The following is a 24,313-nucleotide window of genomic DNA, read 5'->3' as shown; positions in this document are numbered from 1 at the left end:
TACATTTGTTTACAATTCGCCCGCAAAATGCGTTTTTCCCTTGCCAAAGGCGAAAAAGTCTGCTATAATGCGCAAGGCACAGGGGGAGGAAGACCCCGTGCCGAAATGATGGTTTTCCCGCCGCAAGGCGCGAAAATAAAAAAATTGAGGAAGGTAGAATAACCATGAAGAAGTTTCTTGCTATGATCCTGGCTCTGGTTATGGCGCTGTCCCTGGTCGCTTGCGGCGACAAGAAGGACGACCCCAAGACCGACGACAACCAGGGCAACAATCCCGAAGTCACCGAGATCACCAACGCCGACGAGATCGCCGATGAGATGACCTCCGAGGATGGCAAGTACGAGATCGCTTTCGTCACCGACGTGGGCCAGCTGAAGGATAAGTCCTTCAACCAGGGCACCTTCGACGGCGTGAAGCTGTACGCTGCCAACAACGGCCTGAGCTACAAGTACTATCAGCCCGCCAACGGCGACCAGGCTACCGATGACGACCGTTACGATGCCATGAAGGCTGCTGCCGAGGGCGGCGCCAAGGTCATCGTGGCTGCCGGCTTTATGCAGGCCACTGCCCTGACCAAGGCCGCTGCTGAGTTCACCGATGTCAAGTTCGTGTTCGTGGACCGCGACAGCGCTGTGACCACCGAGGACGGCACCGCCCTGAAGAACGTTCTGGGCATCTGCTTCCAGGAAGAGCAGTGCGGCTATCTGGCCGGTTACGCTGTTGTTAAGGAAGGCTACACCAAGCTGGGCTTCACCGGTGGTGGCGGCGGCGACAACCCCGCTTGCTGCCGTTACGGCTACGGCTTCGTGCAGGGCGCTTCCGCTGCTGCTGCTGAGATGGGCGTGAAGGTCGAGATGAACTACTCCTGGCTGTATGGCGCTTCCTTCGCCGCTTCCACCGAGCTGCAGACCATGGCTTCCGGCTGGTATGAGAACGGCACCGAGGTCATCTTCGCCTGCGGCGGTAATATGTTCCAGTCTGTCGCCGCTGCCGCTGCCGCTAACGACGGCGCCGTGGTGGGCGTGGACGTTGACCAGTCCAGCCAGTCCGATACCGTTATCACCTCCGCTATGAAGGGCCTGTCCGCCTCCGTGCAGTGGGCTTGCGGCAAGGTCTATGACGGTTCCTTCGACGAGATCGGCGGCACCTTTGTGACCCTGGGCGCCAAGGACAACGCTGTGGGCCTGCCCACCGCTACCTGGTCCCTGACCAAGTGGACTGTGGACGACTACAACGCCATGCTGGCCAAGATGGCCGATGGTTCTCTGGTCGTCGACAACGACTACTCCAAGCTGGACAGCACCGACAGCCTGACCCTGAACCTGGTCAAGTAATCGGAACGTACTTAACAAAAAAAGAGACGCCTGCGGGCGTCTCTTTTTTTTGCGTCAAGCGCCGTGATGCGAGGAGTAAAACGCCGCTGTTTTTCTTGCAATCTGTGCATATATGCTATATAATAAATTTATGCCTTTATCGCCATTAGGCAAAATAATAGAGGAAAGTAGGTGGCGGCATGGATAAGACTCCCACGTATGTGATCGAGATGCTTCACATTACCAAGGAGTTCCCCGGCATCAAGGCCAACGACGATATCACCCTCCAACTGAAAAAGGGAGAGATCCACGCGCTGCTGGGCGAAAACGGCGCCGGCAAATCCACGCTGATGAGCGTGCTGTTCGGCCTGTACCAGCCCGAGGCGGGTGAGATACGCAAGAACGGCCAGACGGTGAAGATCAACGATCCCAACGATGCCACGGCACTGGGTATCGGCATGGTCCACCAGCACTTCAAGCTGGTGGAGGTATTCTCCGTGCTGGACAACATCATTCTGGGCGCCGAAACGACGAAGTGCGGCTTCCTGCAGAAAAAGGAAGCGCGGAGGAAGGTCGAGGAGCTCTCCAAGCGGTACGGCCTGCACGTGGACCTGGACGCCAAGGTGGAGGATATCACTGTGGGTATGCAGCAGCGTACCGAGATCCTGAAGATGCTCTACCGCGACAACGAGATCCTCATCTTCGACGAGCCCACCGCCGTGCTGACGCCCCAGGAGATCGACGAGCTGATGGCCATTATGAAGAACCTGACGGCGGAGGGGAAATCCATCCTCTTCATCTCCCACAAGCTCAACGAGATCATGGCGGTGGCGGACCGGGTGACGGTTCTGCGTAAGGGCCGCTATGTGGGTACCGTGAACACCTGCGACACCAACAAGCAGGAGCTGTCCAACATGATGGTGGGCCGCCCGGTGCAGCTGGAGGTCGTAAAGGAGCCGGCCAAGCCCACGGATGTGGTGCTGAAGGTCCGGGATCTGTGTGTGCCCTCTCATACCCACAAGCGCAACGCCGTGGACCATGTCAGCTTTGATGCACGCGCCGGCGAGATACTCTGTATCGCCGGTATCGACGGCAACGGACAGACGGAGTTCATTCACGCGCTCACCGGCCTGGATAAGAGCAATGGCGGCACGGTGACGCTGTGCGGCAAGGATATCTCCCACGCCAGCATCCGTCGCCGTGGAGAGTGTATGAGCCACATCCCCGAGGATCGGCACAAGCACGGCCTGGTGCTGGATTTTACGCTGGAGCAGAACCTGGTGCTGCAGCGGTATAAGGAGCCGGAATTCGAAAAGGGCGGCTTCATCAAAAAGGACGCGGTGCGTGCCTACGCTGAGAGGCTGATCGAGGAATACGATATCCGCAGCGGACAGGGCCCCGTGACCACCGCCCGCAGTATGTCCGGCGGCAACCAGCAGAAGGCGATCATCGCCCGCGAGGTGGACCGCAACAAGCCGCTGATCGTGGCGGTCCAGCCTACCCGCGGCCTGGACGTGGGCGCGATCGAAAACGTACACAAGGAACTGGTAAAGCAGCGTGATGCCGGCAAGGCAGTGCTGCTGGTATCCCTGGAGCTGGACGAGGTCATGAGCCTTTCCGACCGCATTCTGGTCATGTACGAGGGTGAAGTCGTGGGTGAGTTCGACCCGAAGCAGATCACCGTGCAGGAGTTGGGCCTCTATATGGCCGGCGCCAAGCGGGCGGACAAGAAAGAGGGTGAGACGGCGTGAAACAAAAACTGACAGATCTGTATGCCAAGAATGGCACCAAGAAAGTCCTGGCCTCTCTGCTGTCCATCCTGGCCGGCCTGCTGCTGGGCAGCATCGTGGTCATTATTGTGGGCTTGGCGGAGCAGAAGATCACCACCGCCGGTATGTGGGAGGGCGTCCGCCTGATTTTTGCCGGCATCCTCAGCACAGGCCGCGACGCTGCGGGCGCGCTGACCTGGGGCTTTAACGCCCAGAATGTGGGCAATATGCTCTTCCGCGCCATGCCGCTGATCATGACCGGCCTTTCCGTGGCGGTGGCCTTCAAGACGGGCCTGTTCAATATCGGCGCACCCGGCCAGTATCTGATGGGTACGCTTGTCTCGCTGTCCGTCGCGCTGGGCATCCCCTCCGAGTCCGTGCCCGTTGGCATCATCTGGCTGCTGGCCTTTCTGGGCGGTATGCTGGCTGGCGCCCTGTGGGGTGCGATCCCCGGATTGCTGAAGGCGCTGCTGAATATCAACGAGGTGCTGGCCTGCATCATGACCAACTGGATCGCAGCCAATCTTGTCACCTGGATGTTTGATATCAGCAGCTTCAAGAACGTAACAGAGGGCACGAAGTCCGGTTACATCTACAAGACCACCTTCAACGGTGTGGCCACACCCAAGCTGGGACTGGATCAGCTGTTTCCCGGCTCCCAGGTCAATGCCGGTATTCTGGTGGCCATCATTCTGGCCATCGTGGTGTACATTATCATGGAGAAGACGGTGTTCGGCTATGAGCTGAAGGCCTGCGGCGCCAACCGCCATGCGGCCCGCTACGCCGGTATCCCCGATAAGCGCAATATCGTGCTGTCCATGGCCATTGCCGGCGCGCTGGCCGGCGCCGGCGCCGCGCTGTACTGGCTCAGCGGCAACACCGAGTTCTACTGGAACACCTACCAGGCCCTGCCCGGCGTGGGCTTTAACGGAATCCCCGTGGCCCTGCTGGCGGTGAACAACCCCATCGCGGTCATTTTCACCGGCATCTTCATGGCCATGCTGGATATCGTCGGTCTGCAGCTGACCAACCTGACCGCCTACAACGAGTACATCACCGACGTGATCATCTCCGTCATCGTGTATCTGTCCGCCTTCTCTCTGCTCATCCAGATGATGCTGACCGGACGGAAAAAGAAGCTCGTCGTGGAGGCCAACAAGACCACCACGGCGGATATACCGGCAGAGGCGGAGACACCGCCACTGGATGTGCCGCCGGAGGACATACCGGACATACCGATGGAGGAAGCACCGCAGGTACCTGAGCAGCCGGAGGAAGGAGGGGGGCAGGCATGACATTTCTGATCCAACAGACCATGATCTACGCCGTTCCCCTGATGATCGTGGCGCTGGCCGGCGTGTTCGCCGAGCGCAGCGGTATCATCAACCTGGCGTTGGAAGGTATTATGATCCTGGGTGCGTTTATCGGCGTGCTGTTCGTGAACATCATGCAGACCAACCATGTCTACGACGCGGCCAAGGCTGCCGGCGACTGGGTGGCTTTGCAGGGCTTTGAGCTGCTGGCTATGCTGGTGGCGGCCATATTCGGCGCCATTTTCTCCCTGCTGCTGAGCTTTGCCTCCGTAAATCTGCGGGCGGACCAGACCATCGGCGGTACGGCGCTGAACCTGATGGCTCCGGCCCTGGTGCTGTTCCTCATCCGTATCATCGCCAACCAGAACACCCTGCAAATGGCCACCGGCGATGCGGCCAGTTGGTTCATGATCAAGAAGACCACTCTGGGCTACGCGAAGACGGACGACCTGGGCTTCCTGGGCAATACCTTCCTGCACAAGGTGTATCTGGCGACCTATGTCTGCATCATCATTTTCGTGGTGCTGTCGATCCTGCTGTACAAGACCCGGTTTGGCCTGCGGCTGCGCTCCTGCGGTGAAAATCCCCAGGCGGCGGACTCCGTGGGTATCAACGTGTACAAGATGCGCTATGCCGGTACGACCATCTCCGGCGCGCTGGCCGGCATGGGCGGCTTTGTCTACGCCCTGACCACGGCCAACTGCACGGCCAACGGCGATGTGGCGGGCTTCGGCTTCCTGGCGCTGGCCGTTATGATCTTCGGTAACTGGAAGCCGCTGAACATCGCCGGGGCGTCGCTGCTGTTCGGCCTGTTCAAGTGTATCGCCGCGGCGTACTCCAGCCTGGATATCAACGGCGACGGCGTGTATTGGCTGGCGGAGATCGGCATCAGCTCCCACGTGTACCGTATGCTGCCGTACCTGATCACGCTGGTGGTGCTGGCCTTCACATCCAAGAAATCCCGCGCACCCAAGGCGGAGGGTATCCCCTACGACAAGGGCCAGCGGTAAAAGAAGCATAAAAAAGAAGCACCCGTACGGGTGCTTCTTTTTGCGCTGTTTTACATGGATTTTACAAAAGATGGCCTGCGAACTTGACATTTATACCGTACAATGTAGATGGACAATAAGGTGACATCTGAGAAAATGTAAAGTTGAGGGAAAGAAAATGGATATTTTTCATGCGCTGACCATGCTGGGCGGGCTGTGCCTGTTTCTGTTCGGCATGAATTTCATGGGCCAGGCGCTGGAGCGCCGGGCCGGCGGCAAGCTGCGGACGCTGCTGGATAAAATGACCGGCAGCGTGGGTGCCGGTTTCCTGACCGGACTGGGCATCACCGCCATCATTCAGAGCTCATCGGCCACCACCGTCATGGTGGTGGGCTTCGTGAACTCCGGGCTGATGACCCTGCGGCAGGCTATCAATGTTATCATGGGCGCCAACGTGGGCACCACGGTGACGGCCTGGCTGCTGAGCCTGGCGGGGATCGACGGCGGCAGCGTGTGGCTGCAGCTGCTGAAGCCCACCGCCTTTACGCCGGTGCTGGCGCTGATCGGCATCATTTTCTATATGTTCTGCAAGGACAGCCGGAAAAAGGAGACTGGCTCCATTCTGCTTGGCTTTGCCACGCTGATGTTCGGCATGGACACCATGAGCGCCGCGGTGGCGGGGCTGAAGGACGTGCCGGGGTTTGCAGAGCTGTTTTTGGCCTTTACAAACCCGCTGCTGGGCGTGCTGGTGGGCGCGGTGCTGACGGCGATCATCCAGTCGTCCTCCGCCTCGGTGGGTATTTTGCAGGCGCTGGCCTCTACCGGCCAGGTCAGCTACGCCGCCGCGGTGCCCATTATCATGGGCCAGAACATCGGTACCTGCGTCACGGCGCTGATCTCCTGCGTCGGCACCAACAAAAACGCCAAGCGGGCGGCCGTGGTGCATCTGATGTTCAATGTGATCGGCGTGGCGGTGCTGCTGACGGTGTTCTGCATCGTCAAGGCCATCTTTGCCCCGGTACTGCTGAACAAGGCGGCGTCTATGGCGGGTATCGCTGTGGCCCATTCGGTGTTCAATATCTTGTGTACGGCCATACTGCTGCCCTGCGGCGACCTGCTGGAGAAGTTGGCTATCCGCTTGGTGCCGGATAAGGCCCACGCGGCCGATAAAACGGTGGAGCTGGACCAGCGCCTGCTGACCACACCGGCCGTGGCGCTGGAGCGCTGCCGGGTCGTCACCTGCGAGATGGCGGAGGTTGCCGTGCGGGCGCTGCAAAACGCCCTGCGGAGCTTTGACCACTACACCGAAGCGCTGGCCTCCGCCATCCGGGAGGATGAGAGCCGCTGCGACCACTACGAGGACGTGCTGGGCACCTATCTGGTAAAGCTCAGCGCCCAGAAGCTGGGTGAGCAGGAGAGCGAGGAGTCCGCGGAGCTGCTGAAGGCCATCGGCGATTTTGAGCGTATCTCCGACCATGCGGTGAACGTGCTGGAGTCGGCGGAGGAGCTGCGGGAGAAGGGGCTGGCCTTCAGCGACGAGGCGAAGCGGGAGCTGAGCGTGATGTCCGCCGCGGTCAACGATATCCTCATGCGGGCGCTGGACGCCTTCCGGGAGCAGGATATGACCGCCGCCCGGCAGGTGGAGCCGCTGGAGCAGGTCATCGACGATCTGAAGGAGCAGCTGCGTACCCGACATATCCTGCGGATGCAGCAAGGCCAGTGCAGCATCGAGGCAGGCTTTGTCTGGTCCGACCTGCTGACGGATCTGGAGCGTACCTCGGACCACTGCTCCAATATCGCCGGGTGCGTGATCGACGCCGCCCACCACGATCTGAATATGCACGCCACGCTGGATGCGGCGCGGCGCCGGGACCCGAACTTCCGGGAGCAGTACCAACGCTGCGCGGCGAAATATCAGGTGTAAACAAAAGAAGTCCCTCCCGCCGGGAGGGACTTCTTCTTGTGCGCTTACAGCCCGCGGGAGGCGCGCTCCCGCGCCTCGGCCTCCGCCCGCTGGCGGCAGACCTCCACCCAGTCGGGCAGCTTGTCCAGCTCGGCGGCAAAGGCTGCCAGTTCATCGGGAATGACGATCTTCTGGGGGCAGACAGCGGTGCAGGCGCCGCAGCCCAGACAGGCGTGAGGCCACTTGTTCGCGGGCACCGCGTCCAGCTGCATCTTGATGGTGCTGCCGCTGCCGGTGCGGAGCTGGTTGTACTTGTGCAGCAGATCCGGGATATCCAACTGCTGGGGACAGCCGTCACAGCAGTAGCGGCAGGCAGTGCAGGGGATGGAATTCTTCATCTTATCCGCCGCAGCAAAGAGGATCGCCTCCTCAGCGGGGGAGAGGGGGTCGAGGTGCTCGAAGGTGGCCACATTATCCGCCATCTGCGCCATGTCGGACATACCGGAGAGGACCATGTGGACGTTATCCAGTCCCTGGAGCCAGCGGAAGCCGAAGGAGGCGATGCTGGCGTTGGGGCGAAGGGCGTGGAGCTGCTGTTCACTGTCGGCATCCAGGGCGGCCAGCTTGCCGCCGCGGACCGGCTCCATGACCCAGACGGGGATATGGTGCTTTTCCAGCAGCTCGTATTTCTCCCTGGCCCGCTGGATGGTCCAGTCCAGATAGTTCAGCTGGATCTGACAGAACTCCATCTCCCTGCCATAGCGCTCCAGAAAAGCGGTGAGGCAGGGAAGGTCCGCGTGGGTGGAAAAGCCCAGGTGCTTGATGCGGCCCAGGCGCTTCTGCTCCACAAAATAGTCGATGATGCCCCACCGGGGATCGGTGTAGATATCCACGTCGTTTTCATAGACGTTGTGCAGCAGGTAGAAATCGAAGTAGTCCACCTGACACTTCTCCAGCTGCTGGGCAAAGATGTCCGCCGGGTCCGGGTCGCAGGTGAGCATATGGCCGGGGTATTTGGTGGCCAGGTAGAAGCTGTCCCGGGGATGCTTTTTCAGGCAGCGGCCCACCACCGTCTCGGACAGATTTTGCATATAGGGCCAGGCGGTGTCGAAATAATTGACGCCGTGGGCCAGCGCATAGTCCACCATCGCCTGGGTGGTGTCCTCGTCGATGGTGCCGTCCGCCGTGGTGGGCAGGCGCATGGTGCCGAAGCCCAGCAGGGACAGGTGCAGGTCCTGAAAATCACGATAGATCATGGCATTGCCCTCCTTTTTTGTGGTGCTATTTTACCGCGAAAAATGCCGGAGCGCAAGAGTGGAATTGGCCGTGCAGTACGCCTGCGCCGCCGCTGCACCCGGGAGAGGGCCTGCGGCGTGATGGAGACGGTCCTGGGCGACAGACTGCACCAGCTGAAGTGCGGACTGGAGATGACCTTCTGAAAAACAGACCACCCCCGGCTCCTCGCCGGGGGTGGTTTTGCTTGCTCAGGGCAGCAGTGTTTTCTCCAGGAAGTCGTAAACGGCCTCGGCGGTCTGGTGGACGGAGTCCAGCAGGACGTATTCGTCGCTGCTGTGATAGTTCTCGCCGTCGGCGCCGAAGATGATGGCCGGCGCGCCCAGCCGTGTGCCCAGGTAGTTGAAATCGCCGATGCTGGCGAAGTAGGAGATGGTGGGTTCCTTGCCGGTGACCTTGCGGATGGACTCCAGCAGGGAGACGGTCATGGGTTCGTCCTGGGGGACGGTGTAGGGCATGAAGCCCCGGGAGCCCTCGGACGGCGCCTCGCGGAAGCAGATCTCATACCGCCCGGTGATACCGGCGCGCTGCACGGCCTTTTCGATCTCGCGGACGATGGTGTCCGGGCTTTCGCCCACCACGATGTGCCAGAACAGGTGGAGCACGGCGAAGTCCGGCACGCTGCACGCGCCGCCGTCGGCGTTGATGCCCACCACGCAGCAGGTGCCCTTGCCCAGGTGCGGGTCCTCAACATAGTCCACCTGCTCCAGGGCCTGCGCCACCTTGGCCGCGTCCAGCAGGGCGCTGTGGCCCTTTTCCGGGTTGGCCGCGTGGGCGGACTTTCCGTAGAAGCGGATCTCCAGACCATAGCCGCCCCGGGCACCCAGGCAGACATCGGGGAAGGGCTTGCCGTCAAAGCCGGCGCTTGGCTCGGTGATGATGGAGAAGTCCACGTCGGAGAGATAGCCGTCCTCGATGAGGGCATTGGTGCCCAGGCCGTAGGGGCCCTCCTCGTCAGAGACCAGCGCCAGCTTGATCTTCCCGGCGAAGGTCTTATGGGCGGCGGCGAAGCGGGCGGCCGTGACCATCAGCGCGGCGCAGCCGGATTTCATGTCCAGCGCGCCCACACCATAGAGCCTGTCGCCGTCCAGCTCGCCGTAGGGATCGCGGGTCCAACCGCCGCACAGCTGCACGGTGTCCAGATGGCCGTTCAGGCAGATGACCGGTCCGGGTCTGCCGCCGTCGATAACGGCGATGACATTTTTTCCATGGAAATCTGTGACCTTGGCATCGTGGTATTCGTGCAGCTGTGCGGGCAGTCCCTGCCGGCACAGCCAATCCCTGGCGAAGGCCATGATCTCGTCCTCATGGAAATATTCGCTTTTGATGGCCGTGAGCTGCTGCAAAAGTGCTGTGACCTCAGCTTTTTCTATCATCAGTATGATCGCTCCTTTCTGCTGTGGGGCCGGAAATATGCGCTTTCTCCGTACAGTATAGCGGGCAGGCGTTTAACGCCTGTTGGTCCGGGCGTTTTTCACTTATTGCTCCACGCGCCACAGCGCGCCGAAGTACCACGCACCCATGCCGTCGGACACCACGCCGGTCACGTCGCCGCGCAGGGCGTAGGCCTGCCCCTTCTCATACAGCGGTATCACGTTGGCCGTGTCCAGCAGCAGCCACTCCGCATCCTTCAAATAGGCGTCCCGCGCCTCGGCGGAGGTGCTGGCCGCCGCCACCCGCATCAGAATGTTATAGGCGTTCATGTAGATCAGCGCGTAGTTCCGCGTGTCGCCGCTGCGCCACAGGTCCAGATAGGCTGATGCATCGTTGTACAGCGCGTCCAGCTCCGTCAGGGCCAGGGTGAACGCGCCGCTGCTGAGCAGCTGCTGATACGTCTCCGCATCCTCACCCTGCAGGGTCACGCTCAGTCCCAGTTTTTCCTGCCACACCTTCTGCAGCCGCTGGGCCAGTGCCGTCTGCGCCGGCGTATTCCGGTACAGCAGCGTCACCGTCCCCAGGCTTATCAGCGCCTCCGGCCGCCGCAGGCCCGCCTGCGTCATCAGCTCCAGCGCCTGACTGCACCGGTCCGTGTAGGTATCCGCCTCGCAGTCGATCACCGCGCCGTTGACCGCCCGGAACTCCTCGCCTCCGGCGGTGCGTATGCCGTGGGGCACCAGCCCCTCCGCGGCGGCATAGTCCGCGCCCAGAGCGCCGGCCGCCGCATCCCGGTCGATGACCAGACTCATGGCCTGCCGCAGCTCCGTCCGGTCCATGTTGGTGGCCATCTGGTTGATGAGCAGCACGCCCACGGTGCTGCTGCCGCCGTAGGTGCCGTCCTCTCCTGCCGCGCCGATGACCGCGTCCGCGGTGCCCGCGTCCTTGGCGGCCTCCGCCGCGCTCTTGAACCGGATCTCGATCCGGTCCGCGCGCACCTGCCGCGCGTTATAGTGGTCCTCCTGCTTCACCAGCGTGGCGAAGAGACTGTCGCTCCAGTCGCCGGTGCGGCGGTACGGCCCGTTGCCCACGAACCACGTCCGGCTGGCGCTCCAGCCCTCGCCGCCTTCCACAGCCTTCTGCTGCACCGGCATGGTGGCCGCCGCTGTGCACACCGCGTCCACAAAGTACGGGCACATCGTGCTCAGCGTCACCACGAAGGTGTGCTCGTCCTCGGCGTATACGCCCAGCGCCTCCGGGTCGCCCGCGTGGGCGTCCTCATAGCCCGCCACCATGGACAGGATATCCGCCTCCTGGCTGTCCGTCTCCGGTGCTGTCAGCCGCCGCCAGGCGTACACGAAATCCTCTGCCGTCACGTCGCTGCCGTCGGACCACTTGCCGTCGCGCCGCAGGTGGAACGTGTACGTCTGCGTGCCGTCCTCGTTGTCCGTGCAGTCGTAGGCGTGGGCCGCTGCGGGCACCGCGCCCTCCGCCGTCCAGCGGTACAGGTTGTCGAACAGGTGCAGCACCAGGGTGCGCTCCGCCTGTGTGGCGGCATAGGCCGGGTCCACCGTGGACACGCTGCCGGTCATCACCACCGACGCGGTGCTCTCGCCGCTGCGGCCGCGGCCGCAGCCGGCCAGCAGCGCCGCCATCATACACAGGCACAGCAGCATGGCCGCGCCCCGCTTCCATCGTTTCATAGGACTTCCTCCGGGAATAGACTTTTCCCCATTATATATGGTTTTGCGCCAAAAGTAAAGCCGCCCTCCGGGCGGCCTCACTTTGTTTACAATTACTCCGCGATCAGCAGCTGGGCGATCTGCACGGCGTTGGTGGCCGCGCCCTTGCGTACCTGGTCGCCGCAGCACCAGATGTTCAGCCCGTTGTCGCTGGTCAGGTCGTCCCGGATACGGCCCACGAACACCAGGTCCTGGTCGCTGGTCTCCAGCGGCATGGGATAGCGCTTGTTGGCCAGGTCGTCCACCAGCCGGCAGCCGGGGGCGGCGGCGATCAGCTCCCGGGCGCGCTCCACGCTGATTTTCTCCTTGGTCCGCACCACGATGGACACGCTGTGGCTCCGTACCACAGGAACGCGGACGCAGGTGCAGCTGACCTTCAGCTCCGGCAGGTGCATGATCTTCCGGCCCTCGTTCTGCATCTTCATCTCTTCGGAGGTATAGCCCTCAAAGGCCTCGCCGCCGATCTGGGGGATGACGTTGTAGGCGATCTGGTACTGGAACACCTTGGGCTCCACCGGCTTGCCCTCCCGCAGCAGCTCCACCTCGTCCATCAGCTCGATGGGGCCGCCGGCGCCGGCGCCGGACACCGCCTGGTAGCTGCTGGCCACGATGCTCTCGATGGGGCTGTCGTGGTTCAGGGCGTTGATGGCCACCAGCGAAACGATGGTGGTGCAGTTGGGGTTGGAGATGATGCCCTTGTGCTTCTTCACGTCCTCCGGATTGATCTCCGGCACGATCAGGGGCACATCCGGGTCCATGCGGAAGGCGCTGGAGTTATCCACGAACACCGCGCCCGCCTTGACGATGGCCGGGGCGAACTGCTTGGCGATGTCGTTCTCCGCCGCGCCCAGCACGATGTCCATGCCCCTGAAGGCCTCGTCACAGGCCAGCTCCACGGGGAGGTCGTGGCCCTTCCAGTGGACAGCCTGTCCCACGGACCGGGCCGACGCCAGCAGGTGCAGCTCCTCGATGGGGAAATCGCGCTCGGCCAGTACCTTCATCATCTCGCGGCCCACCGCGCCGGTGGCGCCCAGAATAGCAACTTTATACTTTTTCATATGATGTACTCCTTTTCTCGATATCGAATAAGTGACGTATCCTGCGTTCAGATGCGGCGCATGGCGCAGGCGCACCTTGTGTACGGCAAGCCGCTGCGGCGAAGTATGGGCGCAGGAGACGCACTTTATTTTACAAAACTGTTGTACAGCACCCGGATAGCCTTCTCAAAGTCGGCGCTGTCCACGCCCACGATGATGTTCAGCTCTTCGGGCCCCTGGGTGATCATGCGGATATTGATGCCGTTTTCGCCCAGCTTGGCGAAGATCTTGCCGGAGGAACCGGGCTGGAAGGCCATCTTCCGGCCCACGGCCGCCACCACGGCCATACCGTCGGTAACGTGCAGGCTGTCGGGCTTGATCTCCTTCTCCATGTCGCCCAGTGCCTGATACAGATACGGCGCGGCCTTGGCCGCCTCCACCACCAGCGATACCGAGTCGATACCGGAGGGGATGTACTCCACGTTGATGTGATAGCGCTCCAATATCTCCAGCACCCGGCGGATAACGCCCAGCTCCGAGGACATTCCGTTCTTGGTCATGGTGATGACGGAAAAGCCCTTCTTTCCGGCGATGCCGGTGATCATGCTGCTCTCCTGCAGCTCCGCCGCCGTGTCGTCGAAGGCCTCCCGTATCATGGTGCCCGGGTGCTCCGGCTGGTTGGTGTTGCGGATGTTCAGGGGGATGTTCTTCTCCCGCACCGGGGAGACGGTGCCTTCATGCAGCACCTGCGCGCCGATGTAGCTCAGCTCACGCAGCTCGGCGTAGGTAATGCGCTCGATGGGCCGCGGGTCGGTTACGATCTTGGGGTCGGCCATCAGGAAGCCGGACACGTCCGTCCAGTTCTCATACACGTCGGCGTCCAGCGCCGCCGCCGCCAGCGCACCGGTGATGTCGCTGCCGCCCCGGCTGAAGGTGTGGATGCTGCCGTCCGGCAGCACGCCGTAGAAGCCGGGAATGACTACCTTCCGCCCGCTGGCCGCATGGACCAGAGCCTGATAGCTGGCCTCCTGGTCCACCGTGCCGTCCATGCGGAAGTGCAGCCACAGGCTGCTGTCCAGAAAGTCAAAGCCCAGGCAGTCGGCCATGATCCGGGCAGCGAAATACTCGCCCCGGCTCACCAGCTCATCGGCGGAGATGCCCTTGTCCATCTTGGCGCGCAGGGCGTCGAATTCCGCCTCCAGCGGCGTGGACAGGCCCAGCTCGTCCCGAATCTCCAGATACCGGCTGCGTACCATATCGAATATACCGTCGCAGCTGACGCCGTACTGCAGGTGGGCGTGGCACAGATACAGCAGGTCCGTGATCTTGTGGTCGTCCTTGAACCGTTTTCCGGCGGCGCTGACCACCACCACCCGGCGGGCGGGGTCTGCCTCCACGATGGAGCGTACTTTTTCCAGCTGGTGGGCATCCGCCATGGACGACCCGCCGAATTTCAACACTTTCAACATAGTCCTTGCCTCTTTCGCTTTGGTTATTGTGTGCAGGGTTTTTCATGCGCGACAAAAAAATATTTTATGTCCATGAGGGAAAAACACTTGCTTTTTTGATGGGGACAGTGTATCATAGCCATATCAGAAATGCAAGACCCAATTTCAAAAGTTTTTTCGGAGGCTTTTTACCATGATCTACCACAGCACAAGAAACGAGCAGCTCACCGCTTCCTCCACCCACGCGGTGCTCCAGGGCATCGCCCCGGACGGCGGCCTGTACATCTGCGACCCGGCGGCCCTGCGCTTCGACTGGCGCGCCGCCCTGGAAAAGGACACCCTCTCCATGGCGGCGGATATCCTCCACGCCCTGCTGCCGGACTTTCAGGACATGGACCGGCTGGTCCGCGACAGCTACGCCGGCAAGTTCCCCACGTCCGACCTGACGCCCTTGACCCCCGTGGCGGATAAATACGTGCTGGAGCTGTACCATGGCCCCACCTCCGCCTTCAAGGATGTGGCCCTCAGCGTCCTGCCCCGCCTCATCGTGGCGGCGGCCAAGGCTGAGGGCATGAAGGGCGACGTGGTCATCCTGACGGCCACCTCCGGCGACACCGGCAAGGCGGCCATGGAGGGCTTCCACGATGTGCCCGGCACCCGCATCACTGTGTTCTACCCCTATGGCGGCGTCTCCGCCGTTCAGCAGGCCCAGATGGCCACCCAGGAGGGCGCCAACGTCCGCGTCTGCGCCGTCCGCGGCAACTTCGACGACGCCCAGACCGGCGTGAAGGAGATCTTCGCCGCCTGCAAGGACAAGGACCTCCACGGCGCCATGCTCTCCTCCGCCAACTCCATTAATATCGGCCGTCTGGCCCCCCAGGTGGTCTATTACTTCCGCGCCTACGGCGATCTGGTGAAGTCCGGCCGCATCCGGCTGGGCGACGTGGTGGACTACACCGTCCCCACCGGCAACTTCGGCGACATTCTGGCCGGCTATTTTGCCAGGCAGATGGGCCTGCCTGTGGGCCGCCTGATCTGCGCCAGCAACGCCAACGACGTACTCACCGAGTTCCTGACCACCGGCCGCTACGACAAGCGCCGCCCCTTCTACAAGACCACCTCCCCCTCCATGGATATCCTGGTGTCCAGCAATCTCGAGCGTCTGCTCTATCTGGTCAGCCAGGATGCCAGCTGCGTGGAGCGCCTGATGCGTGAGCTGAACACCCAGGGCTGGTATCAGGTCAGCGGCTGGATGCTGGAGAGGCTCCGCGCCGTCTTCGGCTGCGGCTGCTGCGACGATGCCGGCGCGGCGGAGGTCATCGGTCGGGTGTGGCGTGAGCACAAGTACCTCTGCGACCCCCACACCGCCGTGGCCTGGGCCGTAGCGGAGAAGCATACCCGCGAGGGCGTCCCCATGGTGGTCCTGTCCACCGCCTCGCCCTACAAGTTCCCCGCCGCCGTGCTGCACGCCCTGGGCGAGGCATCCGGTGACGATGAGTTCGCCATGATGGAGCAGCTCCACGCCCTCACCGGCATGGACATCCCCAAAAATCTCCGCGGCCTGGAGGGCCGCCCCGTCCTCCATACCGACGTCATCGACAAGGACGCCATGCTGGACTATGTGCTGTCCGACGTGCTGAAATAAAAGAAAGGAACCGTTCCCTATGAATATCGTTTGTTTGGACATGGAGGGTGTCCTCGTCCCCGAGATCTGGATCGCCTTTGCCGAGGAAAGCGGCATTCCCGAGCTGCGCCGCACCACTCGCGATGAGCCGGATTATGACAAACTCATGCGCTGGCGCATCGATCTGCTGCGGCAGCGCGGCCTGAAGCTCAGCGCCATTCAGGAGACCATCTCCCGCATCGCCCCCCTGCCCGGCGCCAAGGACTTCCTGGACGCGCTGCGTAAGGACACTCAGGTGGTCATCCTCAGCGACACCTTCGACCAGTTCGCCATGCCCCTCATGGCCAAGCTGGGCTATCCCACCCTGCTGTGCAACACCCTCGAGGTGGACGGCGAGGGCTACATCACCCGCCACCTCATGCGCTGTGAACACTCCAAGCTCACCACCGTCAAGGCCCTTCAGTCTATCGGCTACGACACCATCGCCAGCGGCGACAGCTATAACGATTTGGAGATGATCCTCCACAGCAAGGCCGGCTTTCTCTTCCGCGGTCCCGACAAGATCAAGCAGGACTACCCCGACCTGCCCGCCTTCGAGGACTACGGCGACCTGCTGGCCGCCATCCGCGCCGCCCTGTAACAGCAGTGCTGCGGTGAAAGACAAAGCAAAAACCGGCGCCCCCCGGCGCCGGTTTTTGCTTTGTGAAAGGAGGGGGTAAGATCACATCTGGACGCGGTTCTCGCGGGTCCAGCTGGTGATGTCCAGGTTGGGATAGCGGCGGCGCAGCTCGTCCAGCTTGCCTTCGGTGTCGCCCAGTGCGGCGATGCTGTTGATGGCCGCCACATCGGCGGCGTTCATGGCGTGGGCCTCATCGGCGCCGCAGGACGCGCAGTGATAGTGCTTGGTCGCCTCGGAAAACGTAACATCGGTGCTGCCGCAGACGGCGCAGCGGGTGGTCTTGGATACGATAGCCATAACTTATTACCTCCATATTGTTGTTTTGTTTCATTGTCCTTATACTACCACAAAAGTTTTCAGTTGTAAAACGCATAATTGTATTTGCAAGTATGAGAAAAAGTATGATATAATAGCGACAGCGACTGTACAGGAGGTCCCGCCATGAGCGTATCCAAATACCAGATGTTCCTCAAGACCGTGGAGTGCGGCAGCTTCTCCCGGGCGGCGGAGGAGCTGAACTTCACCCAGTCCGGCGTCAGCCACGCCGTCCAGGCGCTGGAGGACGAGCTGGGAATCACGCTGCTCAGCCGCAACCGCGGCGGCGTGGTGCTGACGGCTGACGGCCGCGCGCTGCTGCCCCGGGTCGAGGCCCTCTGCGCCGCCCACCATGCCCTCATGCAGTCCGCGGCGGACCTGAAGGGCCTGGACGCCGGTCTGGTCAAGGTGGCCACCTTCTCCAGCGTCTCCGCCCAGTGGCTCCCCTCCATCCTCAAAAGCTTCGGCGACGTCTACCCCAACATCGAGTTCGAGGTGGTGGATGCCGATTTCTACGGCCAGACCGAGGAGTGGATCCTCCAGGGCAAGGTAGACTGCGGCTTCCTGCGCCTGCCCTCAGCAAAATCCCTCTGCGCCCACCCCCTGTACCGGGATGAGCTGTTGGTGGTCGTCCCCTGCGGCCACCCGTTGGCGGACGCGGCGGCTTTTCCCCTGTCGGCCCTGTCCGCCGAGCCCTTCATCCGTCTGGAGGAGGGCCGCGACTATGAGCTTACCGCCGCCCTGGACGCCATGGGCGTCCACCCCAACGTGAAATACACCGCCCGCGAGGACCGCACCATCCTGGCCATGGTGTCCAAGGGCCTGGGCATCAGCCTCCTGCCGGAGCTGATGGTCCGCCGCAGCCCCTATCCCGTGGCCGCCTGCCACGCCCCCGAGCGCTTCTACCGCAACATCGGCATCGCCGTCAAGGATGAAAAGGCCCAGTCCGCCTCCACCCGCCGCTTCGTGGACTACGTCCGCCGCTGGGTGGCCGAAAACGGCGAGAACTGACCTCCCACGCCTTCCCCCTGGGAGCGGATGAGGTGTCCCCGCCCGCAGGCGGCGTAAAACTCCCCCGTCCCCGCCGTAGCAGAGGGCGTGCTGAAATTCGAGATCATGGCCGGCTGACACGAGGCCGGAGCAGCAAAAGCAGGGAGCGAAACGCTCCCTGCTTTTCTATCTTATCAAACTTGCTTACTTGCCGAAGTAGCGGTTCAGCAGACCCTCGAAGGCCTTGCCGTGGCGGGCTTCGTCGCGGGCCATCTCGTGGACGGTGTCGTGGATGGCGTCCAGGTTGTACTTCTTGGCCAGCTTCGCCAGCTCGAACTTGCCGGCGGTCGCGCCGTTCTCGGCATCCACGCGCATCTCCAGGTTTTTCTTGGTGCTGTCAGTGATGACCTCGCCCAGCAGCTCGGCGAACTTGGCGGCGTGCTCGGCCTCCTCCAGGCCGGCCTTCTCCCAGTACAGGCCGATCTCGGGATAGCCCTCGCGGTGGGCCACACGGGCCATGGCCAGATACATACCGACCTCGGAGCACTCGCCCTCGAAGTTGGCGCGCAGACCGTCGATGATCTCCTTGCGGACATCCTCGGGGACATCGTCGCCAAAGACCTTGCCTACGCCCACGATGTGCTCGGCGGCCCAGGACTTCTCCTCAGACTGCAGCAGGAACTTGTCGCCGCTGACGTGGCAGACCGGGCACTCGGCGGGGGGAACATCACCCTCGTGAACATAACCGCAAACAGGACAGACCCACTTCTTCATAATCGTTACCTCCATAAATGTATTCATGTCGTTGTGTTTGTTATTTTGACGCCGCCGCAGCGGCATTTGTCAACTGGTTTTCTTCTCGGCCAGGCAGCCGTTGCAGCGGCCGTAGAACACGACGCCGCAGCTGTCCGCCTCGCCCACAGCTGTCATATCCGGCAGCTCCACCGGGATGGGCGGCAGGTCGATGACCGCGCCGCAGGTGCGGCAGACGAAGTGCCCGTGGGGGGCGGTGTCACCGTCGTAGCGATCCTCGCCGTCCACACAGCCGATGACCTGCACCGCGCCCTCCGCCCGGAACCGCGCCAGATTGCGGTAGACGGTGGCCAGAGAGAGGTCGGGTATGCGGGGCTTCAGCTGGCTGTACACCCACTCCGCCGATGGGTGGCAGGTGGTGGAGCGCAGGCATTGCAGTATGGCGTCCCGCTTGGGGCTGTACCGTGTGTTATCCATCTGCGGCGCTCCTTTCTTGTTGCTAACAATTATCGTTTTCATTAGTATAGTAGCACACCCGTTTGGATTTGTAAAGAGGTTTTTTGCATTTTTTTAAAAAAATTTTCCAGTGCCTGTTAGCCTCCCCTATCGGTGCGGAAAATATGCAAAGGAGCCCGGTACGCACAGCGTACCGGGCTCCTCATTTCAATTTACTCGGCCTCGGCCAGCGCCTTAGCCTCGGCAATAGCCTTCTCCTGCGCCGCGGCGGGGCAATCCTCGTAGCGGACGAAGTTGAAGGTGAACGTACCGCGGGACTGGGTCATGGATCGCAGATCGATGGCGTAGCTCATCATCTCGGCCATGGGGACCTCAGCCTCCAGCACCTGCTCGCCGTCACCGGTGGGGTTCATGCCCATCACACGGCCGCGGCGCTTATTCAGATCGCCCATCACATCGCCCAGATAGCTGTCGGGGATGGTGACCTTCAGCTCACCAATGGGCTCCATCAGCACGGGCTTGGCCTCGGGCAGCGCGGCCTTGAAGGCCAGGTTGGCAGCCAGCTTGAACGCGATTTCGGAGGAGTCAACGGGGTGGTAGGAACCATCCACCAGGGTGGCCTTCAGGAACACCACGGGATAGCCGGCCAGCACGCCGTGCAGGCAGCTCTCGCGCAGGCCCTTTTCCACGGCGGGGAAGTAGTTCTTGGGCACGGAGCCGCCAAACACGTTCTCCTCGAAGATCATATCCTCCTGCTCAGTCTGGGGCTCGAAAATGATATGGACATCGCCGAACTGACCGCTGCCGCCGGTCTGCTTCTTATAGCGGCCCTGCTTGCGGACGGTGCTGCGGATCTTCTCGCGATAGGCCACGCGGGGAGTATCCAGCTCCGCGTCCACGCCGAAGCGGCTCTTCAGCTTACTGCACAGCACGTCGATCTGGATGTCGCCGGCGCCGGAGATCACGGTCTGATGGGTCTCGGCGTTGTTGGTGACGGAGAAGGTGGGATCCTCCTCGTTCAGCTTGTTCAGGCCGGTGCCCAGCTTCTCGATCTCCTGCTTGGTCTTGGGGGAGATGGCGCGCTCGTAGCAGGCGGGGGCAAAGGCCAGCGGCGCGAACTTCACATAGGTCTTGGGCTCGCACAGGGTGTCGCCGGTCTTGACCTTGTCCATCTTGCCGATGGCGCCGATGTCGCCGCAGCAGATCTCCTTGGTCTCCTCGGCCTTCTTGCCCTTCATGGTGTACAGGCGGCCCAGCTTCTCGGTGTTGCCGGTGGTCATGTTATACAGGGACATATCGCTGGTGACCTTGCCGCGGATGACCTTGATCATGGAGAACTTGCCGTACTGGTCGGAGATGGTCTTGAACACGAAGGCAGCGGTGGGGCCGTTGGGGTCATAGGCGACCTCGATGGCGTTGCCGTCATCGTCCTCGGCGGCCTCGGCGGGCATATCGGTGGCCACGGGCACCAGATCCACGATGGTCTGCATCAGCATATCCACGCCCATACCGGTAACGGCGGAGCCGCACAGCACGGGGCACACGCTGCCGTCGCGCACACCGATCTTCAGGCCCTTGGCCATATCCTCGGCGGACAGCTCCATGGTCTCGAAGAACTTCTCCATCAGCTCCTCGTCGGCGCCGGCGGCGGCCTCCATCAGCTCAGCGCGCAGGGCCTCCACCTCGTCGGCCATGTCGCCGGGGATGGCGCACTCGCCCTTGGCGTCGTAAGCCTTGTTGTGCAGCAGGTCCACGATGACGGTGACAGCCTTGTTGGCGTCGGCCTTGGTGGCCACGATGGGGGCGATGGCGGTGCCGTACTTGGCCTTGATGGCCTCAATGCAGGACGCGTAGTCGGAGTTGGCCTCCTCCACGCGGTTGATGAACATCATCCGGGGCTTCTTGCCCAGCATCTTCCAGGTACGCTCCATACCCACGGACAGGCCGTCCTTGGCATTGCCCACGATGACGGCGCACTCGGCGGCGCGGATGGCGCACACGGCCTCGCCGGAGAAATCGAAGTTGCCGGGGGCGTCCATGACGTTGATCTTCTTGCCCTTATACTGCACGGGGGCAAAGGCCAGGGAGATGGATATCTGGCGCTTGATCTCCTCGGCATCATAGTCGCAGGTGGTGTTGCCGTCGGCGGTCTTGCCCAGACGGTCAGTACCCTTGGTCATAAACAGCATCTGCTCAGCCAGAGAGGTCTTGCCGGAGCCTCCGTGACCCAGCAGGGCGATATTGCGAATGTCGTTAGCAGTCATAGTGATGATGTTCTCCCTTCATTTTCTTGAAGTCCGCCGCCCACAGCCGCGGACAGTAGCTCAACGTACCGATTATATAGTATTTCTTCAAGCCTGACAACCTCTAATTTAGATATTTGTGGGAAAAGTGCGGGAGTATCCCGCACTTTTCGTCACTTTGTACAACCAACGGTGTCATTCTCTGTTCATCTCGCCAATGTCCCGCGGCGCATATACCGTTACGACCGTCCCGCCGTCCTGTATCCATATATCCTCCGGCAGGCGGCGCAGCCTTCGGTGCATATACAGGGTCATTCCCATCAGGCTTATATTGTTCATCTGCCAGAACCACGCCACCCAGAACCAGCTTCGCGGCAGCGCCAGCGCCGCCAACAGGATCACCGCAAAAAGTATCGCCGGCGCGGTCAGGGTGTACCGCGCATATGCCCCACGGCTGAAATATCCGTCACAGCCCACCGTACAGACCAACCCTTTGGTAATGCCGAAATTCGTCTTTTCCGCCCCGCACCAACGCATGGCGGCCGCGGCCAGCAGACAGGTCAGCACGATCACGGCGACCCCACCCAGGCCCGCGGCGAGCAGCCGCAGGAGCACGGACAGCAGCGCTGCCAAATCCGTATGATCAAAGCGTATCAGCTCCGACAACGGCACGACAAGACAGCCGACACCTACCGTGGCCGCCATCAGCAGTACGGAGAGGATATCTCCCCACACCCTCACTCTTTTGTCGTTCTTTATATCGATGACATCGACTTCCCGATACCCCGCCGGCAGTGTTGTCCTGTACTTTTCCATATGTGCGCTTCCCTTTCTGCCATTAGCGAACTATCTCCCCACATCGGAGAGATCTTCCGTCCTGCCGATGACAGACCGGCGACGGCGTATCGGGTATACGTCGAGAAGGGCTGGCGCAGGCAGGGCACAAAATTCCCCCGGGATCAATAGTGCTTCACCAGCCCCGCCAGCAATAGCGTCGGCAGCAGCCACAGCACCTGATACAGCACCATGGCAATGGGCGTCAGCAGGGCGAAATTTCCCACAGAGGTGAGATAGTAGGCCAGCGCCACGCCTGCCGCCGCGCCGATGTAGCTAAGGAGGGTGGCGGTCCGTACAGCCTTCACCGCCCGGCGGCTCCCGGCCACAGACTCCACCAGCGGCATGAGCCCCTCCCGGCAGATGGCCACGCAGGGCTGCTCGCCCTGCTGCTCCGCCAGCTGGGCCAGCGCCAGCCGCGTGGACACGTCCGGATACACCGGCTTGGCATCCACGCCGAATTTCCGCTTGATCAGCCCCGGTGTCACGTTGCCGCTTCGCACGGCCAGCACCGGCACGATGTGAAACCGCTTCAGCGTCCGCAGGGCCCATTCCGCGTTGCGGGAGGGCTGATATTTCACGGCAAACACCGCTGTCAGCGCCCCGTCTACCGCCAGAAACACGCCGGTAGACAGCTTCATATCCCGGGGCAGGGCCACCTTGCGCTTTTTCATAAAGTACGCACTGCCCATGAGCACCGTTTCGCCCCGGATATTGGCCTCCACGCCGCCCTCCTCGCAGTAGTTCACCCACTCCACCGGCAGGCGGAAGCCGCCCTCGGCGGTGAGCTGGCGCTCCAGCAGCGGCGTCAGGCTGCTGTCCGCCGCCCTGGCTACCGACGCGGCGTAGGACACCGCGCGGCTGCGCTCCTCGCCGAAGACCTTATAGCCGTTCAGTGTCACCGTTCCCGCCGGGAACAGATCATCGTCCGTCAGCACCAGCCGCCGCGGCCGGCTGACCGCCTTCGCCCCGGCATAGCCTGCGGCGGCGCAACCGCTGCGGCTCAGCCGCCGGGACAGATAGTACATGGGCAGGGCCCCGCTGAGGGGGATCCCCAGCCCCGCGCCGGCGGTGGTCAGCGCCGTCAGCACCCAGGGGAAATCGCTCATATTCCCGCCGGAAAAGCACACCACGCCGGACAGCACCGCCGCCGTGGCCAGCACCAGCGGCAGGGCGTAATTCTGCCATCTCCGCGCCGGATCGGGCTTGCTGCACAGACGGTAAAAGCCCTCTGCCGTCCCCTGCTGCCTGCATACGCCCGCCGCCGTCACCGACGCCACATAGGGCACGGTGCCGTTGAGCACCAGCAGGTGATAGGCGTTCCGCAGTGCCGACGCCTCCAGGTACAGCCCCCACTGGCAGGCCAGGATCAGCAGCGCGCCGGCGGCGGCATAGGGTGTGGCCCGGGTACTGCCCGTGACCATGCCGCACACACAGCAGATCAGCTGCGTCAGCACGGCGACAGCGGCACACAGTTCACAGCCCGCCCTTCCCTCACGCAGCAGCGACACGGCCTGCTTCCACACCGGCATACAGGCCAGCGCCGTCAGCAACAGCCCCGCCCCCAGGGCGGCGCACCGCAGCAGCGACTCGTCCAGCCATGCCGACGGCAGCTTTTCCAGCTCCTGCAGCACCGCCGCGGCCACCAGTGCCAGTGCCGGGAGCATCCCCCATATCAGTCCGCCGCGCAGCCGGCTGCACCGGCGCTTGGCATCCCGCAGCACGTCCTCCGGCAGGGGCTCCGGCTCCGGTGGTTCCTCCGGCTCCGGTTCCTCCTCCGGCTCGTCGAACAGCTGCTCGGTGTCCTGAAAAGCCGGACGGCGCTTCTGCTCCGCTGCCGGACGGCGAAGCCTCTCCAGCAGTGCCGCAAAGCGTTCCCGCAGGGGCACCGGCTGGGCGATGACGCCGTCATCCTCGTCCTCCAGCACCGCGTCCACCGTCTGGGACATGATATCCTTCAACGCCACCCGATCCGGCGCGGGGGCCTCGTATTCCGGCTCGTTTTTCTCCGGGGCAGCGGGCTCCGACGGAGCCTCCGTCTCAGATGGCGGTACTGCCTCCGATACCGGCACGGGAGCCCTTTCCTCTGTCGGCGTCTTCGGTATCGCCGCTTCCTCCGTCGGGACAGGCTGACGCCCACCCTTGCCGTACTCGGCAAGAATGGCCTCCAGTGAAAGCTCGTCCTCCTGCTCGTCGAACGCGCCGTATAGCTCCTCGTCCCGTCGCCTTCTCATGCTG

At 62.5% G+C, this 24,313-nt stretch carries 20 protein-coding genes; 9 read left to right on the top strand and 11 right to left on the bottom strand.

Annotated features, from left to right (window positions below; all coding sequences use genetic code 11):
* Nucleotides 1-164 precede the first annotated feature (164 nt).
* From ACOMDU_RS03370 to ACOMDU_RS03350, 5 genes are all read left to right on the top strand, one after another.
* Nucleotides 165-1,334 (top strand): BMP family lipoprotein, encoded by a 1,170-nt coding sequence (locus ACOMDU_RS03370; RefSeq protein ID WP_421129030.1) that lies wholly within the window; start codon nt 165-167, stop codon nt 1,332-1,334.
* A gap of 179 nt (nt 1,335-1,513) precedes the next feature.
* Entirely contained in the window at nt 1,514-3,064 is a 1,551-nt protein-coding gene (locus ACOMDU_RS03365; RefSeq protein ID WP_421129029.1) for an ABC transporter ATP-binding protein, read from the top strand.
* Nucleotides 3,061-4,377, top strand: a complete 1,317-nt coding sequence (locus tag ACOMDU_RS03360) for an ABC transporter permease (RefSeq protein ID WP_421129028.1) — start codon at nt 3,061-3,063, stop codon at nt 4,375-4,377. Before ACOMDU_RS03365 ends, ACOMDU_RS03360 begins: the two co-directional genes overlap by 4 nt.
* A complete protein-coding gene (locus ACOMDU_RS03355; RefSeq protein ID WP_421129027.1) occupies nt 4,374-5,405 on the top strand; it encodes an ABC transporter permease in 1,032 nt (343 codons plus the stop codon). The genes ACOMDU_RS03360 and ACOMDU_RS03355 overlap by 4 nt, the downstream gene beginning before the upstream one ends.
* Before the next feature lie 157 nt (nt 5,406-5,562).
* Entirely contained in the window at nt 5,563-7,308 is a 1,746-nt protein-coding gene (locus tag ACOMDU_RS03350) for a Na/Pi cotransporter family protein (RefSeq protein ID WP_421129026.1), read from the top strand.
* Between the two features lie 44 nt (nt 7,309-7,352).
* Here the strand turns inward: ACOMDU_RS03350 and ACOMDU_RS03345 are convergent, their stop codons facing one another.
* Nucleotides 7,353-8,543: an aldo/keto reductase gene (locus ACOMDU_RS03345; protein WP_421129025.1), complete on the bottom strand. Its 1,191-nt coding sequence runs from the start codon at nt 8,541-8,543 to the stop codon at nt 7,353-7,355.
* A gap of 42 nt (nt 8,544-8,585) precedes the next feature.
* Here ACOMDU_RS03345 and ACOMDU_RS03340 point away from each other — a divergent pair, with 42 nt between their 5' ends.
* On the top strand, nt 8,586-8,726 hold the full coding sequence (locus tag ACOMDU_RS03340; RefSeq protein WP_421129024.1) for a hypothetical protein: 141 nt from the start codon (nt 8,586-8,588) through the stop codon (nt 8,724-8,726).
* A gap of 45 nt (nt 8,727-8,771) precedes the next feature.
* On the opposite strand, the gene ACOMDU_RS03335 is transcribed toward ACOMDU_RS03340, so the two are convergent.
* The 4 genes from ACOMDU_RS03335 to ACOMDU_RS03320 form a co-directional block, all read right to left on the bottom strand.
* Nucleotides 8,772-9,956: a M20 family metallopeptidase gene (locus ACOMDU_RS03335; protein ID WP_421129023.1), complete on the bottom strand. Its 1,185-nt coding sequence runs from the start codon at nt 9,954-9,956 to the stop codon at nt 8,772-8,774.
* A gap of 102 nt (nt 9,957-10,058) precedes the next feature.
* On the bottom strand, nt 10,059-11,657 hold the full coding sequence (locus ACOMDU_RS03330) for a peptide ABC transporter substrate-binding protein (RefSeq protein ID WP_421129022.1): 1,599 nt from the start codon (nt 11,655-11,657) through the stop codon (nt 10,059-10,061).
* A gap of 92 nt (nt 11,658-11,749) precedes the next feature.
* Nucleotides 11,750-12,754: an aspartate-semialdehyde dehydrogenase gene (locus ACOMDU_RS03325; protein ID WP_421129021.1), complete on the bottom strand. Its 1,005-nt coding sequence runs from the start codon at nt 12,752-12,754 to the stop codon at nt 11,750-11,752.
* Between the two features lie 125 nt (nt 12,755-12,879).
* Nucleotides 12,880-14,202 carry an aspartate kinase gene (locus tag ACOMDU_RS03320; protein ID WP_022135034.1) on the bottom strand — a complete coding sequence of 441 codons (1,323 nt, stop codon included), beginning with the start codon at nt 14,200-14,202 and terminating at the stop codon, nt 12,880-12,882.
* Between the two features lie 172 nt (nt 14,203-14,374).
* Between ACOMDU_RS03320 and thrC the strand changes: the two genes are divergently transcribed.
* A complete protein-coding gene (thrC, locus tag ACOMDU_RS03315) occupies nt 14,375-15,826 on the top strand; it encodes a threonine synthase (protein WP_421129020.1) in 1,452 nt (483 codons plus the stop codon).
* 19 nt (nt 15,827-15,845) lie between these two features.
* On the top strand, nt 15,846-16,445 hold the full coding sequence (thrH, locus tag ACOMDU_RS03310) for a bifunctional phosphoserine phosphatase/homoserine phosphotransferase ThrH (protein ID WP_421129019.1): 600 nt from the start codon (nt 15,846-15,848) through the stop codon (nt 16,443-16,445).
* 81 nt (nt 16,446-16,526) lie between these two features.
* Here the strand turns inward: thrH and ACOMDU_RS03305 are convergent, their stop codons facing one another.
* Nucleotides 16,527-16,781 carry a hypothetical protein gene (locus ACOMDU_RS03305; RefSeq protein ID WP_022135037.1) on the bottom strand — a complete coding sequence of 85 codons (255 nt, stop codon included), beginning with the start codon at nt 16,779-16,781 and terminating at the stop codon, nt 16,527-16,529.
* 144 nt (nt 16,782-16,925) lie between these two features.
* Between ACOMDU_RS03305 and ACOMDU_RS03300 the strand changes: the two genes are divergently transcribed.
* The gene (locus tag ACOMDU_RS03300) at nt 16,926-17,810 is read left to right on the top strand and encodes a LysR family transcriptional regulator (protein ID WP_421129018.1); all 885 of its coding nucleotides are present in this window, start codon (nt 16,926-16,928) and stop codon (nt 17,808-17,810) included.
* Nucleotides 17,811-17,993: 183 nt separating this feature from the next.
* Here the strand turns inward: ACOMDU_RS03300 and ACOMDU_RS03295 are convergent, their stop codons facing one another.
* The 5 genes from ACOMDU_RS03295 to ACOMDU_RS03275 all read right to left on the bottom strand — a co-directional run bounded on the left by ACOMDU_RS03295 (nt 17,994) and on the right by ACOMDU_RS03275 (nt 24,309).
* On the bottom strand, nt 17,994-18,563 hold the full coding sequence (locus tag ACOMDU_RS03295; RefSeq protein WP_421129017.1) for an NADH peroxidase: 570 nt from the start codon (nt 18,561-18,563) through the stop codon (nt 17,994-17,996).
* Between the two features lie 69 nt (nt 18,564-18,632).
* Nucleotides 18,633-19,019 carry a Fur family transcriptional regulator gene (locus ACOMDU_RS03290; protein WP_421129016.1) on the bottom strand — a complete coding sequence of 129 codons (387 nt, stop codon included), beginning with the start codon at nt 19,017-19,019 and terminating at the stop codon, nt 18,633-18,635.
* A 191-nt stretch (nt 19,020-19,210) separates the two neighbouring features.
* Complete coding sequence (locus ACOMDU_RS03285; RefSeq protein WP_022135041.1) at nt 19,211-21,262, bottom strand: elongation factor G; 2,052 nt, start codon at nt 21,260-21,262, stop codon at nt 19,211-19,213.
* Between the two features lie 174 nt (nt 21,263-21,436).
* Complete coding sequence (locus ACOMDU_RS03280; protein ID WP_421129015.1) at nt 21,437-22,057, bottom strand: hypothetical protein; 621 nt, start codon at nt 22,055-22,057, stop codon at nt 21,437-21,439.
* Between the two features lie 143 nt (nt 22,058-22,200).
* On the bottom strand, nt 22,201-24,309 hold the full coding sequence (locus ACOMDU_RS03275) for a hypothetical protein (RefSeq protein WP_421129014.1): 2,109 nt from the start codon (nt 24,307-24,309) through the stop codon (nt 22,201-22,203).
* Nucleotides 24,310-24,313: the final 4 nt, after the last annotated feature.

Source organism: Vescimonas sanitatis (genome assembly GCF_049060325.1).
Lineage (GTDB): Bacteria > Bacillota > Clostridia > Oscillospirales > Oscillospiraceae > Vescimonas > Vescimonas sanitatis.
The sequence above is the reverse complement of the archived record's forward strand: the minus strand, read 5'-3'. Positions and strand labels throughout refer to the sequence as shown.

Bases quoted from the DNA above. Each gene is read 5' to 3' on its own strand.
- ACOMDU_RS03345 (WP_421129025.1), bottom strand. From the start codon at position 8,543: ATGATCTATCGTGATTTTCAGGACCTGCACCTGTCCCTGCTGGGCTTC.
- ACOMDU_RS03335 (WP_421129023.1), bottom strand. From the start codon at position 9,956: ATGATAGAAAAAGCTGAGGTCACAGCACTTTTGCAGCAGCTCACGGCC.
- ACOMDU_RS03275 (WP_421129014.1), bottom strand. From the start codon at position 24,309: ATGAGAAGGCGACGGGACGAGGAGCTATACGGCGCGTTCGACGAGCAG.
- ACOMDU_RS03285 (WP_022135041.1), bottom strand. From the start codon at position 21,262: ATGACTGCTAACGACATTCGCAATATCGCCCTGCTGGGTCACGGAGGC.
- ACOMDU_RS03370 (WP_421129030.1), top strand. From the start codon at position 165: ATGAAGAAGTTTCTTGCTATGATCCTGGCTCTGGTTATGGCGCTGTCC.
- thrC (WP_421129020.1), top strand. From the start codon at position 14,375: ATGATCTACCACAGCACAAGAAACGAGCAGCTCACCGCTTCCTCCACC.
- ACOMDU_RS03330 (WP_421129022.1), bottom strand. From the start codon at position 11,657: ATGAAACGATGGAAGCGGGGCGCGGCCATGCTGCTGTGCCTGTGTATG.
- thrH (WP_421129019.1), top strand. From the start codon at position 15,846: ATGAATATCGTTTGTTTGGACATGGAGGGTGTCCTCGTCCCCGAGATC.
- ACOMDU_RS03325 (WP_421129021.1), bottom strand. From the start codon at position 12,754: ATGAAAAAGTATAAAGTTGCTATTCTGGGCGCCACCGGCGCGGTGGGC.
- ACOMDU_RS03320 (WP_022135034.1), bottom strand. From the start codon at position 14,202: ATGTTGAAAGTGTTGAAATTCGGCGGGTCGTCCATGGCGGATGCCCAC.
- ACOMDU_RS03300 (WP_421129018.1), top strand. From the start codon at position 16,926: ATGAGCGTATCCAAATACCAGATGTTCCTCAAGACCGTGGAGTGCGGC.
- ACOMDU_RS03280 (WP_421129015.1), bottom strand. From the start codon at position 22,057: ATGGAAAAGTACAGGACAACACTGCCGGCGGGGTATCGGGAAGTCGAT.
- ACOMDU_RS03340 (WP_421129024.1), top strand. From the start codon at position 8,586: ATGCCGGAGCGCAAGAGTGGAATTGGCCGTGCAGTACGCCTGCGCCGC.
- ACOMDU_RS03355 (WP_421129027.1), top strand. From the start codon at position 4,374: ATGACATTTCTGATCCAACAGACCATGATCTACGCCGTTCCCCTGATG.
- ACOMDU_RS03290 (WP_421129016.1), bottom strand. From the start codon at position 19,019: ATGGATAACACACGGTACAGCCCCAAGCGGGACGCCATACTGCAATGC.
- ACOMDU_RS03305 (WP_022135037.1), bottom strand. From the start codon at position 16,781: ATGGCTATCGTATCCAAGACCACCCGCTGCGCCGTCTGCGGCAGCACC.
- ACOMDU_RS03350 (WP_421129026.1), top strand. From the start codon at position 5,563: ATGGATATTTTTCATGCGCTGACCATGCTGGGCGGGCTGTGCCTGTTT.
- ACOMDU_RS03295 (WP_421129017.1), bottom strand. From the start codon at position 18,563: ATGAAGAAGTGGGTCTGTCCTGTTTGCGGTTATGTTCACGAGGGTGAT.
- ACOMDU_RS03365 (WP_421129029.1), top strand. From the start codon at position 1,514: ATGGATAAGACTCCCACGTATGTGATCGAGATGCTTCACATTACCAAG.